This window comes from Pseudoxanthobacter sp. M-2, from assembly GCF_046156265.1.
GTDB lineage: Bacteria > Pseudomonadota > Alphaproteobacteria > Rhizobiales > Segnochrobactraceae > CAMDHY01.
On sequence record NZ_JAWDIR010000033.1, the window covers coordinates 407844 to 424066 of the forward strand.

At 70.3% G+C, this 16223-nt stretch carries 17 protein-coding genes; 5 read left to right on the forward strand and 12 right to left on the reverse strand.

Translation table 11 applies throughout. The features are described 5' to 3' along the window. Positions 1 to 58 precede the first annotated feature (58 nt). Positions 59 to 835 (reverse strand): class I fructose-bisphosphate aldolase, encoded by a 777-nt coding sequence (locus RUR49_RS17000; RefSeq protein WP_409147571.1) that lies wholly within the window; start codon positions 833 to 835, stop codon positions 59 to 61. A gap of 221 nt (positions 836 to 1056) precedes the next feature. Between RUR49_RS17000 and RUR49_RS17005 the strand changes: the two genes are divergently transcribed. Further along, on the forward strand, positions 1057 to 1896 hold the full coding sequence (locus RUR49_RS17005; RefSeq protein WP_409147572.1) for a DeoR/GlpR family DNA-binding transcription regulator: 840 nt from the start codon (positions 1057 to 1059) through the stop codon (positions 1894 to 1896). A gap of 185 nt (positions 1897 to 2081) precedes the next feature. Here RUR49_RS17005 and RUR49_RS17010 read toward each other — a convergent pair whose 3' ends face one another. From RUR49_RS17010 to RUR49_RS17020, 3 genes are read right to left on the reverse strand one after another with little or no spacing between them, the layout of a single operon-like run. Next, a complete protein-coding gene (locus tag RUR49_RS17010) occupies positions 2082 to 2411 on the reverse strand; it encodes a type II toxin-antitoxin system HicB family antitoxin (RefSeq protein WP_409147573.1) in 330 nt (109 codons plus the stop codon). Then, positions 2408 to 2668 carry a type II toxin-antitoxin system HicA family toxin gene (locus tag RUR49_RS17015; RefSeq protein WP_409147574.1) on the reverse strand — a complete coding sequence of 87 codons (261 nt, stop codon included), beginning with the start codon at positions 2666 to 2668 and terminating at the stop codon, positions 2408 to 2410. The genes RUR49_RS17010 and RUR49_RS17015 overlap by 4 nt, the downstream gene beginning before the upstream one ends. Positions 2669 to 2703: 35 nt before the next feature. Then, on the reverse strand, positions 2704 to 3393 hold the full coding sequence (locus tag RUR49_RS17020; protein ID WP_409147575.1) for a D-lyxose/D-mannose family sugar isomerase: 690 nt from the start codon (positions 3391 to 3393) through the stop codon (positions 2704 to 2706). Positions 3394 to 3538: 145 nt separating this feature from the next. Between RUR49_RS17020 and RUR49_RS17025 the strand changes: the two genes are divergently transcribed. Beyond that, complete coding sequence (locus tag RUR49_RS17025; protein WP_409147576.1) at positions 3539 to 4387, forward strand: sulfotransferase; 849 nt, start codon at positions 3539 to 3541, stop codon at positions 4385 to 4387. On the opposite strand, the gene aguB is transcribed toward RUR49_RS17025, so the two are convergent. The 6 genes from aguB to RUR49_RS17055 form a co-directional block, all read right to left on the reverse strand. Beyond that, positions 4354 to 5241 carry an N-carbamoylputrescine amidase gene (aguB, locus tag RUR49_RS17030; protein WP_409147577.1) on the reverse strand — a complete coding sequence of 296 codons (888 nt, stop codon included), beginning with the start codon at positions 5239 to 5241 and terminating at the stop codon, positions 4354 to 4356. The genes RUR49_RS17025 and aguB overlap by 34 nt on opposite strands. Then, positions 5241 to 6272 (reverse strand): histone deacetylase family protein, encoded by a 1032-nt coding sequence (locus RUR49_RS17035; RefSeq protein ID WP_409147578.1) that lies wholly within the window; start codon positions 6270 to 6272, stop codon positions 5241 to 5243. Before RUR49_RS17035 ends, aguB begins: the two co-directional genes overlap by 1 nt. Before the next feature lie 126 nt (positions 6273 to 6398). Continuing rightward, a complete protein-coding gene (locus RUR49_RS17040; protein WP_409147579.1) occupies positions 6399 to 7448 on the reverse strand; it encodes an extracellular solute-binding protein in 1050 nt (349 codons plus the stop codon). A gap of 98 nt (positions 7449 to 7546) precedes the next feature. Continuing rightward, on the reverse strand, positions 7547 to 8359 hold the full coding sequence (locus RUR49_RS17045) for an ABC transporter permease (RefSeq protein WP_409147580.1): 813 nt from the start codon (positions 8357 to 8359) through the stop codon (positions 7547 to 7549). Then, positions 8356 to 9237: an ABC transporter permease gene (locus RUR49_RS17050; protein WP_409147581.1), complete on the reverse strand. Its 882-nt coding sequence runs from the start codon at positions 9235 to 9237 to the stop codon at positions 8356 to 8358. Before RUR49_RS17050 ends, RUR49_RS17045 begins: the two co-directional genes overlap by 4 nt. Before the next feature lie 31 nt (positions 9238 to 9268). Then, positions 9269 to 10348 carry an ABC transporter ATP-binding protein gene (locus tag RUR49_RS17055; protein WP_409147582.1) on the reverse strand — a complete coding sequence of 360 codons (1080 nt, stop codon included), beginning with the start codon at positions 10346 to 10348 and terminating at the stop codon, positions 9269 to 9271. A 397-nt stretch (positions 10349 to 10745) separates the two neighbouring features. Here RUR49_RS17055 and RUR49_RS17060 point away from each other — a divergent pair, with 397 nt between their 5' ends. Beyond that, positions 10746 to 12368, forward strand: coding sequence for a peptide chain release factor 3 (locus tag RUR49_RS17060; RefSeq protein ID WP_409147583.1), 1623 nt, complete (start codon positions 10746 to 10748; stop codon positions 12366 to 12368). A gap of 33 nt (positions 12369 to 12401) precedes the next feature. Here RUR49_RS17060 and RUR49_RS17065 read toward each other — a convergent pair whose 3' ends face one another. Then, positions 12402 to 13292: an alpha/beta hydrolase gene (locus tag RUR49_RS17065; RefSeq protein ID WP_409147584.1), complete on the reverse strand. Its 891-nt coding sequence runs from the start codon at positions 13290 to 13292 to the stop codon at positions 12402 to 12404. 230 nt (positions 13293 to 13522) lie between these two features. On the opposite strand from RUR49_RS17065, the gene RUR49_RS17070 reads away from it, so the two are divergent. Continuing rightward, a complete protein-coding gene (locus tag RUR49_RS17070; protein ID WP_409147585.1) occupies positions 13523 to 13990 on the forward strand; it encodes a thermonuclease family protein in 468 nt (155 codons plus the stop codon). A 37-nt stretch (positions 13991 to 14027) separates the two neighbouring features. Here RUR49_RS17070 and RUR49_RS17075 read toward each other — a convergent pair whose 3' ends face one another. Further along, positions 14028 to 15659 (reverse strand): Na/Pi cotransporter family protein, encoded by a 1632-nt coding sequence (locus tag RUR49_RS17075; protein WP_409147586.1) that lies wholly within the window; start codon positions 15657 to 15659, stop codon positions 14028 to 14030. 173 nt (positions 15660 to 15832) lie between these two features. Between RUR49_RS17075 and RUR49_RS17080 the strand changes: the two genes are divergently transcribed. Beyond that, positions 15833 to 16171 (forward strand): hypothetical protein, encoded by a 339-nt coding sequence (locus RUR49_RS17080; protein ID WP_409147587.1) that lies wholly within the window; start codon positions 15833 to 15835, stop codon positions 16169 to 16171. The last annotated feature ends 52 nt before the right edge of the window (positions 16172 to 16223 follow it).

Below are 16223 nucleotides of genomic sequence, written 5' to 3' on the forward strand. Positions count from 1 at the left end.
GATCCCTAGGGATCGGACCGTGCGCGCCGGGGGGCGCCTTCGGTTAGGCGTACGCGACTTAAGCGTGAACGAGGCGGTGCAGCATCGCCGCGACTTCGGCGACGTCTTCGCGCTGCCAGACGTTCCGTCCGAAGATGACACCGCGGGCGCCGCCGGCAATAGCGCCGCGGGTGAAAGTCTCGACCGCGGCGCCGTCCTGGGTGGCGCCACCGAGCACCAGCACCGGCACGGGGCAGGAGCCGGCGATGCGCCGCATGCCCTCTTCGCTGCCGGGATACTGCGTCTTGATCGCGTCGGCGCCGAGCTCGGCGGCGATGCGGCTCGTCACCGCCAGCCGCTCGGCATCCTTCTGGTCGGCGTTGCGGCCGCCCCAGAGCACCGCTTCGACGATCAGCGGCAGGCCGACATCGTGGCAGCGCCGCGCCGCCTCCGCCACCGCGGAGATGTTCTCCGCCGCGTATTCCGGGTCCTCGAAGCCGTCGATCAGGCACATCACCGCCGCGTCGGCGCCGAGCTTCGCGGCGTGCTCGGGGTCGAGCACCATGCGATAGAGCTCGGTGCCGGCCTTCCGGAACTCGGCGACCATCGGATAGTCGATGCGGGCGACGATCGACGGCGCCCCGGCGAAGCCGAACTTCTCGCCGCAGTGCTTGATGAGTCCCGGTCCGATCAGCACCGCCTCGGGCCGTGTCGACAGGATGCGGTCGAGTGTGGCCGATGCGTCGTCGGCGTGGGGGCTCGGGCCCTCCAGCAGCGTCCGGTCGAAAGCCACCATGAACGAGCGTCCGGTGTCCTTGCGGAACAGACGCCCGAGACGCACGCCGATGCCGGACATGCTACCCTCGCTTGTTTTCCTCGGTGGCGGCCGGCCGATGGCTCAACCGCTCTTCTTGTCGTTTCGAAGTTTGCATATCGAAAGCTGCTTGTCGAGACGGATTCAGAGAATGCTGCGAAGCGTCAGGGATTCTGCCGCATTGCAGCACATCCGACCCCTTTCGCTCCCTTGCGAATGGGTAGAGAGTGGCTTTCAATAACGAAAACCTGGAGGGGCGCCCGATGAGCGAAGCGCAACGCAGCGAGCCGTTGCCGGCGGGCGGGGCCGGCGACACCCTCGCGTCCGGCGAGCGCCGCCAGCGCATCCTGTCGCTGGTCCGGGCGCGCGACTTCGTGCGCATCCAGGACCTCTCCCGCCAACTCGGCGTCTCCGAGGTGACGATCCGCTCCGACGTCGACGCGCTCGCCCGCGACGGCGGCCTGAGACGCGTGCGCGGCGGCGTCATGCGCGTGCTGCAGACGGTGCCGGAGCTTCGCTACGAGGCGCGCAGCACAGACCGGCTCGCCGAGAAGAAGGCGATCGCCGCCGCCGCCGTGGCGATGCTGTCGGACGGCGACAGTGTCATCCTCGACGCCGGCACGACGACGATGGAGATCGCGCATGCGCTCGCCGACCGCACCGACCTCACCGATCTCACGGTCTTCACCGCCGGCCTCAACGTCGCGCTGGCGCTGGAGAGGGCGATCCCGCGCATCCAGGTGATCGTCACCGGCGGGGCGCTCCGGCCGCAACAGCATTCGCTGGTGGAGCCCCTGTCGACGCTGGTGCTCGAGCGCATCCGTGCCGCGATCGGCTTCGTCGGCTGCAACGGCATCGACCCGTCGCTCGGCATCATGTGCATGAGCCTGCCGGATGCCGGGCTGAAGCAGGCGATCATCGCCGCCTCGCACCGCTCGATCATCGTCGCCGACGCGTCGAAGTTCTCGCAGACTTCGCTGGTCCGCTTCTGCCCCTTCGAGGAGATCGACATGGTCCTGACCGCCGGCACCCCGGATCCGGCCGCGGTGGGGCTTGTCGCGGAAGCCGGCGTGGAGGTGCGGGTGGCGGAGGCGGTGGGGTAGGGGGGTCGGGATTTTCCGAAACTACCCGCGGTCAATCGACCGGCTGGCACCACCCCGAAGGCAATTTTTGCTGGGTCAATGCTCTGCCACCCTCCCCCTCCAGGGGAGGGTGGATCACCTTACCGCGCCCGCTCCATCCGCGCCGTCATCACCCGGCTCGCCCCGGCGATGACGGACGGAGGTTCTTAGCCGAGCGCCTGCTGCAGTGCTTTCGCCACCCATTTGTTGAGACTGACGCCGTCACGTTTGGCGGCGACTGCCGCTGCACGGTGCAGGTCGGGCTCGGTGCGGACAACGAAGCGACCGGAGAACGGACGCTCAGGCGCTTCGCCTCGGGAGGCACAGAAGTCGAGATAGTCGTCGACGCTGTCGGCCAACGCAGCCTGCAATTCCTCGACCGAACGGCCCTCAAAGGTCACCACATCCCGCAGACCGACGAGTTCGCCATGGAAGCACCCTGCATCGGCATCGAACTCGAAGATCGCCTCGTAGCCTTTGTAGTTCATGGTGTTCATGGCTTGATCCCTGCCTCCGCGAGGAAGCGGCGCACCGATTTCAGCGCGCCCTTGTCCGTCTCCTTACGTGGATGCGGTCGATGAAAAACCGCTCTCACGCCCTTTAGCGCGACGCGCATTCGCGACCCACGGCCTTCCGTAACCTCGCCTCCGAGCGCGATGAGAAGGGCCTCGACATCGCGCCATGCGACATCCGCGCGGACAGGCTCCGCAAAGATCGCCGAGAGGGTCGCACGATGTCGACCAGCGAGGCTCATAACAATCTAGTATCAGAAAATAACATCACAAGCACTCAGGCAGCGCCCAGCACCCCATACTCGCTGACCAGCAGGCGCCGGGAGGGCACGTCCTCCTCGATCAACGGGAAGCGGGCGACGGGTTCGGCGAAGACGTTGTCCGTCACGTCGTCGTTGACGGTCGAGACCTCGCCGACGAAGACGTCGCCGCCCTCGCCCCAGAAGGCGTGCCAGACGCCGGGAACAAGCGTGACGCTCTCGCCCGGGCCGAGGCGGATGATGTCGCCGCCGGACAGCCGCCGCTCGAAGCCATCGGTCTCGACCGTGACCGGCACAGCGCGGTCGACCCGGCCGGCGGCGTCGCTGCCCATCAGCTTGATGGCGAGCGTGCCGCCACCGCGGTTGATGATGTCCTCGGTCTTGGTGACGTGGGTGTGCATCGGCGTCAGTTGGCTGTCGCGGACGATCATCGCCTTCTCGGCGTAGACGCGGCCGCCGCCGGCCTTGAGGTCGGACAGGCTGCCGTTGCGGACGGTGAACAGCAGCAGGCCGCACTTGCCGAAGTCGCCGCGGCCGTAATCGGTGACGTCCCAGCCGAGCCGGCCGGATAGCAGCCGCCCGGCCTCGCCGCGGCGCTTCCGCCATTCGTCCGGTGTCCACCAGGCGAACGGCGGCAGCTTCTGGCCGTGGCGGTCGAAGAAGGCTTCGGCCTCCTCCAGGATGCGGTTGATCTCGGAACGCTTCACCTGACGTCTCCCGGGCGCCGTTGGTCGGTCTCGCACCAGCTTTTCCCGACGGCGTGCGGCGCGCAAGCCACATCGGCCGGCTTGACAGCACGGCGGGGGCGCCGCAATCCGACCGACCGGGACGGCTGCCGGGGCGAACGGGACTATGGGAGACACGGACAATCGGCCGATCATCGTCGGCGGGTCGGGGGGATCGGGCACCCGGGCGCTGGCGGAGTTTCTATACCGCAACGGAGTCGACCTGCCGCGCGACCGCACCGTGGCCAACGACTGTCGCCGCTTCACGGAATTCCTCCGCCAATGGGTAGAACCGGTGCTGACGGCCATCCGCCGGGTCGACTACCGCGCCGAGGACCTGCCCGAAAGCCTGCGCCGGCCGATGTCGGACCATCTCACGACGACGCTTGAAGCGATGCGCGCCAGCCTCCAACACGAGGGCAAGCCGCGCTGGGGCTGGAAGTGCCCGCGCACGGTGTTCGTGCTGCCGGTGATCGCCGAGCGCTTCCCGGATCTCGTTTTCGTCCATCTGGTCCGCGACGGCCGGGACATGCTGTCGTCGAAGAACGACAACCAGGCCCGGCGCTTCTCCGGCCTGCTCACCGGCCTCGCCCATGAGGCCGATCCGGCGGTCGCGATCGCCGCCACCTGGACGCGCGTCAATCTCGGCCTCGCCCGCTACGGCGAGGCGGTGCTCGGCCCCCGCTATCTGCGCCTTCGCTACGAGGACCTGTGCGGGGCCGACGGCGACGCCCGCCGCGCCGTGCTCGACCGCCTCGGCCTGCCGACCCGCAAGCTCAACGGCATCTTCGAGGCCTCGAGCCGTGCCGACGCGTGGCGCCGCGAGGATCCGCGCGCCGTCGCCAGCGCGCATCGCGCCCTGGCGCCCGGCCTCTCGGCGTTCGGCTACATCGACGCGGCCGAGGCGGCGGCGCTGGAGGATGGAGCCGATGCGGCCGGCGCTCAGCCGCCGTCGAGGGTCATCAGCGGGGCGTAGAGGTCGGGGCGGCGGTCGCGGAAGAGGCCCCAGCCGGCGCGCTGGGCGGCGATGGCATCGAGGTCGAAGGTCGCCGTCAGCACCGCCTCGCCGCTGCGCTCGGCGCAGGCGAGCATCTCGCCGGTGGGGCCGGCGATGAAGGACGAGCCGTAGAAGGTGATCTCTGTGCCGTCGGGCCCGCGCTCGCTGCCGACGCGGTTCGCCGCCGCGATGGGTGTGAGGTTTGCCGCCGCGTGGCCGCGCATCACCATCTGCCAGTGGTCGCGGCTGTCGATCGTGGGGTCCGGCGGCTCGGAACCAATCGCGGTCGGATAGAGGATGAGCTCCGCCCCCTTCAGCGCCATCGCCCTGGCTGCTTCCGGGAACCACTGGTCCCAGCAGATGCCGATGCCGATCCGGCCGAAGCGGGTGTCGAAGGCCCGGAAGCCGGTATCGCCGGGGCTGAAGTAGTACTTCTCCTGGTAGCCGACGCCGTCCGGGATGTGGCTCTTGCGGTAGCGCCCGGCCTCGCGCCCGTCGGCGTCGAGGAGCACGACCGAGTTGAAGTAGGCTCGGTTCGCCTTCTCGAAGACACTGACCGGGATCACCACGCCGAGTTCGGCGGCGAGCTTTGCGAAATGCGCGACCGTCGGGTGGCCGTCGAGCGGGCGGGCGCGGGCGAACTCGCCCGGCCGCTGCTCGCAGCAGAAATAGAGGCCCTCGAACAGTTCCTGCACGAGCACGACGTTGGCGCCCGCGGCGGCGGCCGCCCGCACCAGCCGCTCGGCGGTGGCGACGTTCTCGGCGATGTCGTCCGTGCAGGCGAACTGCACGACGCCGAGGGTGACGTGACGACCGGTGACCGTGCGCGCCATCAGCGGTCCTCGAAGCCGGCGAGCACGCCGACGGCGTTGACGCCGATCTCGGCCACCGCGTAGCCGCCCTCCATGACGAAGAGCGTCGGCAGCCCGAGGGCGGCGATGCGGGCGCCCATGCGCGGATAGTCCTCCGTCCGGAGCTTGAAGTGGCTGATCGGGTCCTTCTCGAAGGTGTCGACGCCGAGCGACACCACCACCACGTCCGGCGCGTAGGCCGCGACCTTGTTGCAGGCGTCGTCCAGCGCCGCGCCCCAGGCGGCGTAGGTGGTGCCGAAGGGGAGGGGATAGTTGACGTTGAAGCCCTCGCCGGCGCCGGCGCCACGCTCGTCGGCGTGGCCGAGGAAGAACGGGTACTCGGTCAGCGGGTCGCCGTGGATGTTCAGCACCATCACGTCGGCGCGGTCGTAGAAGATCTCCTGGGTGCCGTTGCCGTGGTGATAGTCGACGTCGAGCACGGCGACGCGGGCCGCCCCCTGGTCGCTGAACCACTGCGCCGCCACGGCCGCGTTGTTGATGAAGCAGTAGCCGCCCATGAAGGCGGACCCGGCGTGGTGGCCGGGCGGCCGGCAGAGGGCGAAGGCCGAGCGCTCGCCCTCCTTGACGAGGGTCGCCGCTGTCAGCGCGCAGTCGAGCGAGCCTTGGACCGCGGCCCACGTTCCGGCGACGATCGGCGCGCCGGCGTCCAGCGAATAGTAGCCGAGCAGGCCGTCGATGCAGGCCGGCGGCACGTCGCGCCGGAGGCCCGGCACCGGCCAGCACATCGGCAGCGCCGCGGTGTGGCGGTCGGTCGCCGCCCACATCTCCCACGCCCGCGACAGGAACTCGAGATAGCCGGCATCGTGGACCCGGTGCGCTGCGGCGAGGCCGTGCGGATCGGGTGGCAGGATCGGGCCGAGCGCCACCGCCTCGACGCGGGCGCGGATGTATTCCGCCCGGACCGGCTTCTCGAAGCCCGGCGTCATCACGCCGCCGGCGACCTCGAAGTAGCCGGTGTGGCCGAGATGGGCGGTGGAATAGATCGTCTTCATGGAAACGCACGCCTCTCACAGGAAAAGGGTCTCCTCCCCCGCGGAGCGGGAGAGGACGGCCGCCCCGTGGGGCGGCAGGTGGTGGGGATGCGCCGGTGAGGGATCACCCTTGGCCGGCGCCGCGCCTCATTTCTTCAGGCGCGTCCAGACGCGGTCCATCAGCTGGATCGCCTCCTCGGAGCAGGCGGGCGTGAACACCACCTTGAGGTCGGCCGGCGGCGACAGCTCCGGCGCGTCCTTCATCGAGGCTTCGAAGAACTCTTCGCTGCCCACCACCGCGTTGGAATACTTGGTGAAGTTCGACTGCAGCGCCATGTTCTCCGGCTGCATGATGAAGCTCACGAACTTGCGGGCGTTCTCCGGGTTCTTGGCGCCGGTGGGCACCACGACGTTGTCCATCCAGCCGACGACGCCCTCCTTCGGATAGACGTACTTCACCGCCGGATTGAGCTCGCGCGAGCGCATCGCCGCGCCGTTCCACTGCTGGTGGACGACGGTCTCCCCGGTCGCCTGGCGCTCGATGATGCCGTCGGAATTATAGAGCTTCACCGCCGGCGCCTGGGCGGTGAGGAGGTCCTGGACCTTCTTCATGTTGGCCGTGTCGGTCTGGCAGGGCGGCATGTCGAGATAGACCTGGGCGAGGCTCATCACCTCGGAGGGCGAGTTGAACATGCCGACCTTGCCGGCGAGCTCCGGCGGCGGCTCGAACAGCACCGACAGGCTGTCGGTCGGGCCCTTGTAGGCGTCGGTGTTCACCGAATAGGAGGTCGTGCCCCAGTTCCACGGGATCGAATAGGCGTTCTCAGGATCCCACACCGGCTTCACCCAGCGCGGATCGAGGTTGGAGAAGCCCGCGAGGGTGGGCGCATCGATCTTCTCGACGAGGCCTTCGCTCGAAAAGATCGGCACGAAGTCGGAGGAGACGACGGCGATGTCGTAGCCGGCCGAGCCCGACTTCAGCTTGGCGAGGAGCGTCTCGTTCGAATCGTAGGTGTCCAGCGTCACCTTGATGCCGGTCTCCTTCTCGAACTTCGCGATCAGCTCCGGCGACGTGTAGTCGGTCCAGTTGTAGATGAAGAGATCGCCCTCGGCGCGCGCGGTGCCGGCGGCGAGCGTCAGGGCAAAGGCGAGCGCCGTGCCCTTCAGGGTCTTTCGGTTCAGGGTTTTGGACTTCATGGTGCCGTTCCCCATCCTATGGATCATCGTTGCGTCCGAACTTCGCTGCGTTCGAATTCCCTGTCGCGCCGCGTGCGCCTTGCCCGTGCGGGTCGCCGTCAGTGGCCCACCCTGCCGCCCCGCCGCATCACCAGATAGGCGGCGAGCACCACACCCACGGAAAGGGCGAGCAGCAGCGTCGCCGCCGCATTGGCCTCCGGCGTCACGCCGAGACGGAGCATACCGTAGAGGTAGACGGGAAGGGTCGTCGAGCCGGCTTCCGCCACCATCAGCGTGATCAGGAAATCGTCGAGCGAGACGATGAAGGCGAGCATGGCGCCGGCGACGATGCCGGGCATGAGCAGCGGCAGTGTCACCCGCAGGAAGACCTGGCGCCAGTCGGCATAGAGGTCGCGGGCGGCGTCCTCGACGTCGCGCGGCATGTCGCGCAGCCGCGCCCGGATCGGCAGCAGCGCGAACGGGATGCAGAAAACGATGTGGGCGATCGCGACGTTGGCGATGCCGAGGCGGAGCCCGATCGTCGAGAAGAACACGAGGGTGGCGATCGCGGTGACGATCTCCGGCACGACCAGCGGCAGCGCCATCAGCGATTCCGCCGCCGGCTTGCCGAAGAAGGCGCGGCCGCGCTCGAGCGCGATCGCGGCCGGCACGGCGAGCGCGGTGGCCACGACCGTCGCCGAGACGGCCACCGTGATCGAGTTCCACCCGGCCCGGCGGAGGTCGGAGTTGGCGAGCGCCTTCTCGAACCACTGCAGCGAGAAGCCGCCCCACACCATCGCGAGGTTCGACGCATTGAAGGCATACGCGACGAGCACCACCAGGGGTGCGTAGAGGAAGACCAGCACCAGCACCGTCAACGTGCCGAGCCCCGGCGTCGCCCGCCAGTCGAAGCCCTTGGCTCCCCGCTTCATGGCGCCACCTGCCCGGCCCGCCGTCGCGCGGCGATGACGAGCGCGACCAGCACGAAGGCCATCAGGATCATCGCGGCTGCCGCACCGAACGGCCAGTTGCGCGACGAGGTGAACTGCAGGTGGATCAGACTGCCGATCATCAGCTTGCGGCCGCCGCCGAGGAGGTCCGGCGCCAGGAAGGCGCCGAGCGCCGGCACGAAGACGAGGATGGTGCCGGCGGCGACCCCGGCCTTCGCGAGTGGCCAGACGACGTAGCGGAAGGCGGCCCAGCGGCCGGCGTAGAGATCGTGCGCCGCCTCCACCAGCCGCGGGTCGAGGCGCTCGAGCGTCGCGTAGATCGGCAGCACCATGAACGGCAGGAAGGAGTAGACGAGCCCGAGCAGGATCGCCTCGTTCGAATAGAGGAAGGTGATCGGCTCGCTCGTCACGCCGGTGCCGATCAGCGCCGCGTTGACGAGCCCCTGGTCGCGCAGGATCAGCACCCAGCAATAGGTGCGGATCAGGAGGTTGGTCCAGAACGGGATGGTGATGGCGAGGACCAGCAGGTCGCGGGTCGCCTTGTCCCGGCAGGCCATGAACCAGGCGACCGGCAGGCCGATCAGCACCGAGAGCACCGTCGTTGCGGCGGCGAGTGCAATCGAGCGGGCGAAGATGACGAGGTAGGTGTCGTCGAAGATCAGGCTGTCGTCGAGGTCGCGCTCGAACAGGAAGCGGACATAGGCCTCCCCCGTCACCGGCAGGCGGACGCCGCCATAGGCCCCGGCGGTGAGGAAGGAATAGGCGCCGGCGATCAGCATCGGCGCGACCATGAAGACGAGGATGACGCCGAGCGCGGGCGCCAGCAGCGGCAGCGTGCGGACGCGTGCCGTGCCGCTCATCGCGCCGTCCCAGGATCGCGCGCCGGAGCGGTCACGGGCGCGGCCCCGCCGTGTCCTCGGCGACGGGCCGCTCGGCCTCCTTCGCCCAGCGCGCCACCACCGCCGAACCGGCCTCGACCCCCGGCGCGGCATCGCGCAGGCGCGCCTTGATCGCCGTCCCGCCCGCGAGCGTCACCTCGTAGAGCACGTCGGAGCCGAGGAAGGTCATCGTGGTGACGGTACCCGGCAGGCCCTCAGCCGCGCCGGCCTCGCCGGCGCGGACAAGCTGCACCCGCTCCGGGCGGATCGCGACCGTGCCGCCGGGCCGGCCGACGAGCTCGCCCGGCAGGAGGTTCGCCTCGCCGATGAAGTCGGCGACGAAGCGGGTGGCCGGTCGGTCGTAGATCTCCGCCGGCCCGCCGATCTGCAGCACCCGGCCGGTGCTCATCACGGCGATGCGGTCGGACATCGCGAGCGCCTCCTCCTGGTCGTGGGTGACGAGCACGAAGGTGACGCCGGTCTCGCGCTGCAGGCGCTTCAACTCGCCCTGCATCTCGCGGCGGAGCTTCTGGTCCAGCGCCGACAGCGGCTCGTCGAGGAGGAGGAGGCGCGGCGCCGGCGCGAGCGCCCGGGCGAGCGCGACGCGCTGCTGCTGGCCACCGGAGAGCTGCGCCGGCCGCCGGTCGGCCATCGCCTCGAGCTTGACGAGCGAAAGCACGTGCCGGACCCGCGCGGTGATCTCGGCCCTCGGCTTACCGAGCCGCTCGAGCCCGAAGGCGACGTTCTCGGCCACGCTCATGTGCGGGAACAGCGCATAGGACTGGAAGACGGTGTTCACCGGCCGCCTGTGCGGCGGCAGTTCGGTGAGGTCGCGGCCGTCGAGGCGGATGACGCCGGCGCTCGGGTGCTCGAAGCCGGCGACGAGGCGCAGGAGCGTGGTCTTTCCGCAGCCGGAGGGGCCGAGGAGGGTGAAAAACTCGTTCTCGAAGATCGACAGCGATACGGCGGCGAGCGCGACGACCGAACCGGGGCCGCTGCCGAAGGCCTTCGTCACCCCGGCCACCTCGACGAGGGTGCGGGGCTGCGCGGCCGGCGATCGGCGGTCGTCGATCGCTGCGGCCGGATGCGTCATGCCCTGTCCCCTCGACCGCCAGCGGCGGCGTGAGGGGAATTTGGGCATGCCCGAAAGGCGGGCGTCAAGGGTGGTGAGGGGCAGAGAGAGTGAGGACGGGTGGCGGCTGGCGAGGCACGTCCCTCCCCTGCCAGGGGGAGGGACAGGCGACCGCAGGTCGCCAGGGTGGGGCCTGTCAATCCGAACAGAGACGTCGGTGAGGTCATACCCGTGATTTTCACGGGCCCCACCCTGACCGCTTCGCGGTCTGTCCCTCCCCCTGGCAGGGGAGGGACGTTCGCACCGCTCTGCCCCAACCCCCAAACCCTTCCCTTTCCCGTCGTCGCCCTGTAGCCATCCCTCAACACCCGGCGGCGCCCGCGCGCCCGCCTTCGCCATCGCACAGGACGCCCGACCGATGCTCTCCCCCGACGCCGCGCCCGCCGACGAGCGGGTCTCGCCGCTCGCCGCCGAGATCGCCCGGCGGCGCACCTTCGCCATCATCTCCCACCCGGACGCCGGCAAGACGACGCTGACCGAGAAGCTGCTGCTCTACGGTGGCGCCATCCAGCTCGCCGGCCAGGTGCGCGCCAAGGGCGAGAACCGCCGTACCCGCTCCGACTGGATGTCGATCGAGCGCTCGCGCGGCATCTCGGTCGTCACCTCGGTGATGACCTTCGAGGTGGAAGGCCACGTCTTCAACCTGCTCGACACGCCGGGCCACGAGGACTTCTCGGAGGACACCTACCGCACGCTCACTGCGGTCGATTCCGCCGTCATGGTGATCGACGCGGCGAAGGGCATCGAGGCGCGCACCCGCAAGCTGTTCGAGGTCTGCCGGCTGCGCGACATCCCGATCGTCACCTTCATCAACAAGATGGACCGCGAGGGCCGTGATCCCTTCGAGCTCATCGACGAGATCGAGAAGACGCTGGCGCTCGACGCGACGCCGGTGACGTGGCCGATCGGCCGCGGCCGCGACTTCGTCGGCACCTACGACCTCGCCACCCGCCGGGCCCGCCTGATGGCGCCGGGCGAGGGCGAGACGACGCTCGACCCGCTCGAGCCGCTGGACCTCGCCGCCAAGGTCGGCGACGAGCGCGCCACCCAGCTCGCCGAGGACATCGAGCTGATCGACATGGCCTGCAAGCCGTTCGACCTGCAGTCGTTCCGCGAGGGCCACATGACGCCGGTGATGTTCGGCTCGGCCATCAAGAACTTCGGCGTCCGCGACCTGATCGAGCGGCTCGCCGCCGACGCGCCGCCGCCACGCGACCAGCCGGCGGACCGGCGCGTCGTGGCGGCGACCGACCCCGGCATGAGCGCCTTCGTCTTCAAGATCCAGGCGAACATGGACCCGAACCACCGCGACCGCATCGCCTTCGCGCGCGTCTGTTCGGGCCGGCTCCGGCGCGGCATGAAGGCGCTGCACGTGCGCACCGGCAAGATGGTCGGCCTGCACACGCCGCAGTTCTTCTTCGCCCAGGACCGCTCGCTCGCCGAAGAGGCCTTCGCCGGCGACGTCGTCGGCATCCCCAACCACGGCACGCTCCGGATCGGCGACACGCTGACCGAGGGCGAGCCGCTCGCCTTCACCGGCCTGCCGAGCTTCGCCCCGGAAATCCTGCGCCGCGTGCTGCTGTCGGACGCGATGAAGGCGAAGAAGCTGCGCGAGGCGCTGCAGCAGCTCGCCGAGGAGGGCGTCGTGCAGGTGTTCCGCCCGGTCGACGGCTCGCAGCCGCTGGTCGGCGTCGTCGGGCCGCTGCAGCTCGACGTGCTGGTCGAGCGGCTCTCGGCCGAATACGGCCTGCCGGTGCGGCTGGAAAAGAGCCGCTACGACCTCGCCCGCTGGATCGTCGCCGACGACAAGTCTGCCCTCGACAAGCTGATGGAGGCCGAGCGCGGCGCGATCGCCGAGGACGTCGACGGCGACCCGGTGTTCCTCGCCACCTCGCAGATCAACCTGCGCCTCACCGGCGAGCGCCACGCGGGCGTGAAGTTCCGCGAGACCAAGCAGTACGCGATGGCCCCCGCCGCCTGAGGGCGGCGGCCTTCCTGCGGGCGGCGCGGCCGCCTAGCCGGCGTCCCAGACGCCGCGCAGGAAGGCCCCCGCGCGCTCCAGCGCCCGTCCGCCGGCCGACAGGTGGCCGCGGAACAGGTGCCAGACGTGCACCATCTCCGGCCACACCTCGAGCGTCACCGCCACGTCCGCCGCGCCGAGCTGGCCGGCGAGCGCGACCGAATCCGCGAGCAGCGTCTCCGCCGAGCCGACCTGGATCAGCACCGGCGGCAGGCCGCGGAAATCGCCGCCGAGCGGCGAGGCGAGCCGCGGGATCGGGTCGGCGCCGGCGATGTAGTCCGCCGCCACGTCGAGCAGATAGGGCCGCTGGATGATCGGGTCGATGTCGGCCTTGCTGACATAGGTCTCGCCGCGGCAGGCGAGGTCGACCCACGGCGCGATGACGAAGGCGGCACCCGGCAGCGGCTCGCCGGCGTCGCGGAGAGCCAGCAGCGCCCCCATCGTCAGCCCGCCGCCGGCGCTGTCGCCGGCGATCGCGATGTCGTGTGGCGCAAAGCCCTCGGCGAGCAGGAAGCGGTAGGCGGCGAGGGTGTCGTCGAGGGCGGCCGGGAACGGATGCTCCGGCGCCCGCCGGTAGTCGATCGCGAGCGTGCGCGCCCCGGCGGCGCGGCCAAGCGCGGTGACGAGCAGGCGGTGGCTGGCGATCGAGCCCGCCACGAACGCGCCGCCGTGCATGTAGAGGATCGCCCGCTTCGCATCCGCTGCCGGCGTCTCAGACCACTCCGCCGGCACGCCGTTCGCCGTCACCGGCGTCAGCGTCACGCCCGCCTCCAGCGGGTAGAGAGTGCCGAAGGAATCGAGCCGCTCGCGCCGGCCGGCGAGGTCCGGCGGCCGGGGCCGCGAGGCCATCAGGGCCCGGAAGGCGGCGATCTCGCTGTCGGCCATGGCCATCACTCCCCCGGCGTGGCGATCGCGCCGTCGCCTCGGATTGTTTGATTCCCTGCGGCGGCAGTCTCGCCCGTTCGCCGCGCCGGCGGAAGCCTCCCGTCGTTGGGTGCGACCCGCCTTCACGCTGCGACGTCCACCCGAGGGGCGCGCTTGACAGCAGGAACGCATTCCTGCCATGGAAGCGTATGTTCCGTATTTGTTCCTACATCACTCCCGGGCGACCTGCCTTGCTGCCGGAGCTGCGGCGCGCGCCGGCAGCGGCCCTCAAGGCGCTGCTGATCGCCGGGATGCTGCTCGCCGCGGCGCCCGCCGGCCGCGCGGGCGAGCGGCTGTCCGGGCCCTTTGCGGCCACGGTCGAGCGGGTGATCGACGGCGATTCGCTGGCCGTGCGGGTGAACGTCTGGCTGGGGCTGGAGGTCTCGACGATCGTGCGCCTGCGCGGCATCGACGCGCCCGAACTCGCCGGCCGCTGCCCGGAGGAGCGCCGGCGCGCCGTCGCCGCGCGCGACGCCCTCGCGGGGCTGGTCGCTGGCGGCTCCGTCTCGCTCGCCGCGGTGGAGACCGACAAGTACGGCGGCCGCGTCGTCGCCGACGTCGCCGACGGCAGCGGCCGGGCGCTTGGTCCCGCCCTGGTGGACGCCGGTCTGGCGCGCCCCTACGACGGCGGCCGCCGCGCCGGCTGGTGCCGGTCCTGACGGCGGCCGGGGGCGCGCCGCCAGGGCGCGCCGGTCCTCAGGCTCCGGCCGGCGCCTGCGGCTCGGGGTCGGCCAGCGGATCCTCCACCGTTGCGGCGATGTAGCCGGCGACGCGGTCGAAATCGCGGATGATGTCGACGACGGTGGCGCTCACCTGGGCGGGCATCACCTGCCCCGTCTGCAGGGTAGCGAAATGGTGCTCGCCGGCCCGCACCACCGCCGCCCCGAGGTCGACCTCGAGGGCGATGAGGGATGCTGGCGGTGCTGCCGCCTCGGCCGCGAAGGCGGCTGCGGCATCGCGGACCCCGTCGGCGAGGCGGCCGGCGAGCTCGACCACAGCCGGATCGGCGGCGACGGCGGCGCGCACCGTTGGCCGGCGGCGGACGTAGCCGAAGGCGTCCATCACCGCCTCGCCGGCGCGGTCGAGGTTGCCGACGAAGCCGAGCGTCTCGATCAGCCGGGCGCGGTCGCGCGGCGCGAACTCGGCATGGTCGAGGCGGTCGAGATAGTCGCGGGTGGCGGCGGCGAGGCGGGTGACGATGTCGCTGCCGCGCGTCACCGTCTTCTCCGCCGCGGCGTCGCCGGCGACCGCGGCGGGCAGCGCGGCAAGCATCCGCGCCAGTGCCTCGGCGATGCGGCCGCCCTCGCGCCCGGCTGCACCGATCGCGTCGCTCGGCAGCGCGATCAGCGCGGCATCGAGGAACTTCGGGGCGGTCGAGTCGGCCGGCGCCGGCCGCGACGGGAACAGCCGCTCCAGGAGCCGCGCGAACGGTCCGAGCAGCGGGAAGAAGACGAGCGCCGCGATGAGGTTGAAGGCGGTGTGGAAGTTGGCGATGCGGCGGTCCGCGTCGGGATCGAGATCACTGACGCCCGGCACCAGCAGCGGCAGCAACGGCAGCACGACGAGGCAGGCAAGCAGCCGGTTGAGGAAGTTGCCGACGGGCACGCGCCGCGCCGCCGGGTCGCGCCCGCCCGGGCTCTCCAGCACCGGGTTGATGGCGGTGCCGAGGTTGGCGCCGAGCACCATGGCGAGCGCCCCCTCGAGGGGCACCATGCCGCTGGTGGCGAGGGAGGCGATGAGCAGCACCGTGGCGACGCTGGAATGCGCCACCCAGGTGAACAATGCTGCCGCCAGCATCGCGAGAAGCGGGTGGCCGCCGATGGTCTCGATCGCCGCGTCGACCGCCGGCATGGTCTCCAGCGGCGTGATCGCCGCCACCATGCGGTCGAGCGCCATCAGCACCAGGCCGAGCCCGATGGCGACGCGGCCGAGATCGTGCAGGCGCTTGGTGCCGGCGCGGCGGAACAGCACGACGCCGGCAAGGAACAGCAGCGGCACCACCGCCATCACGTCGAAGGTGAGGAGCTGCACGATCAGCGTCGTGCCGACATTGGCGCCGAGCATGGCGGCGAGCGCTGGCACGAGGTCGATCATGCCGGCGCCGGCGAAGCCCGAGACGATGAGCCCGGTGGCGGTGCTCGACTGCAGGATGGCGGTGACGCCGAGGCCGGCGGCGAAGGCCTTTGCCCGCGTCCCGAGCCCGACCGCCAGCACCTTGCGCAAATCCGCCCCGAGCGCCCGCTCCACCCCGGACTGCACCATGTGCACCCCCCAGAGCAGCAGCGCGACATAGCCGGCGAGATCGACGAGGGCGAGGAGGGCGGTCATGGGGGGCGTCCGGGCTGCAGCGGTCAGGACGGCCGCCGACGTGACTGTGATCAGAAAGGGGCCAGAGCGACAATCAGGAATGAAACAACCGGAAATGGCTTTCTGGGCGGCGTGATACACGTTATAAGGGTGTTGATGGCTTCGGGTGCATCTGCTGGTCGCGAGGGAAGGCCATGACCGTGCTCGCCGCGCTTGCCGGGTTTTTTCTGTATCTTTCTCTCGAAAATTTCTGGCCTCGCTCGGCCGGCCGCGGGCGGGAGAATTCATTCAGGGACAGTGGCTGTTTCAAGCTCGCGCTCGCCGTGCTGGCGCTCGTGTCCAGCGTGACGATCATCTTCGCCTCCGCGGTTTATCAGGCCGGGAACGATGAGGGCGGGTTCAGGCTGCTTTATTCCGTTGGCCGTGAACTTTCGCGGCCGTGGGTCAACATTTCAGTAATTTTCTTCGTCATTGGCGGGTGGGTGGCAGTTCATCGGCACGACATCCTGAATTTTCTGAAGAAGAAGCTTTGATGTCAGACACAAGCTAATCGCCGGAGCGGGGGTTATGTTTTGGCCGAAGAGA

Excerpts from the sequence above, each read along its gene's own strand:
- RUR49_RS17000 (WP_409147571.1), bottom strand. The coding sequence starts at position 835 with ATGTCCGGCATCGGCGTGCGTCTCGGGCGTCTGTTCCGCAAGGACACC.
- RUR49_RS17005 (WP_409147572.1), top strand. The coding sequence starts at position 1,057 with ATGAGCGAAGCGCAACGCAGCGAGCCGTTGCCGGCGGGCGGGGCCGGC.
- RUR49_RS17010 (WP_409147573.1), bottom strand. The coding sequence starts at position 2,411 with ATGAACACCATGAACTACAAAGGCTACGAGGCGATCTTCGAGTTCGAT.
- RUR49_RS17015 (WP_409147574.1), bottom strand. The coding sequence starts at position 2,668 with ATGAGCCTCGCTGGTCGACATCGTGCGACCCTCTCGGCGATCTTTGCG.
- RUR49_RS17025 (WP_409147576.1), top strand. The coding sequence starts at position 3,539 with ATGGGAGACACGGACAATCGGCCGATCATCGTCGGCGGGTCGGGGGGA.
- aguB (WP_409147577.1), bottom strand. The coding sequence starts at position 5,241 with ATGGCGCGCACGGTCACCGGTCGTCACGTCACCCTCGGCGTCGTGCAG.
- RUR49_RS17035 (WP_409147578.1), bottom strand. The coding sequence starts at position 6,272 with ATGAAGACGATCTATTCCACCGCCCATCTCGGCCACACCGGCTACTTC.
- RUR49_RS17040 (WP_409147579.1), bottom strand. The coding sequence starts at position 7,448 with ATGAAGTCCAAAACCCTGAACCGAAAGACCCTGAAGGGCACGGCGCTC.
- RUR49_RS17045 (WP_409147580.1), bottom strand. The coding sequence starts at position 8,359 with ATGAAGCGGGGAGCCAAGGGCTTCGACTGGCGGGCGACGCCGGGGCTC.
- RUR49_RS17050 (WP_409147581.1), bottom strand. The coding sequence starts at position 9,237 with ATGAGCGGCACGGCACGCGTCCGCACGCTGCCGCTGCTGGCGCCCGCG.
- RUR49_RS17055 (WP_409147582.1), bottom strand. The coding sequence starts at position 10,348 with ATGACGCATCCGGCCGCAGCGATCGACGACCGCCGATCGCCGGCCGCG.
- RUR49_RS17060 (WP_409147583.1), top strand. The coding sequence starts at position 10,746 with ATGCTCTCCCCCGACGCCGCGCCCGCCGACGAGCGGGTCTCGCCGCTC.
- RUR49_RS17065 (WP_409147584.1), bottom strand. The coding sequence starts at position 13,292 with ATGGCCGACAGCGAGATCGCCGCCTTCCGGGCCCTGATGGCCTCGCGG.
- RUR49_RS17075 (WP_409147586.1), bottom strand. The coding sequence starts at position 15,659 with ATGACCGCCCTCCTCGCCCTCGTCGATCTCGCCGGCTATGTCGCGCTG.
- RUR49_RS17080 (WP_409147587.1), top strand. The coding sequence starts at position 15,833 with ATGACCGTGCTCGCCGCGCTTGCCGGGTTTTTTCTGTATCTTTCTCTC.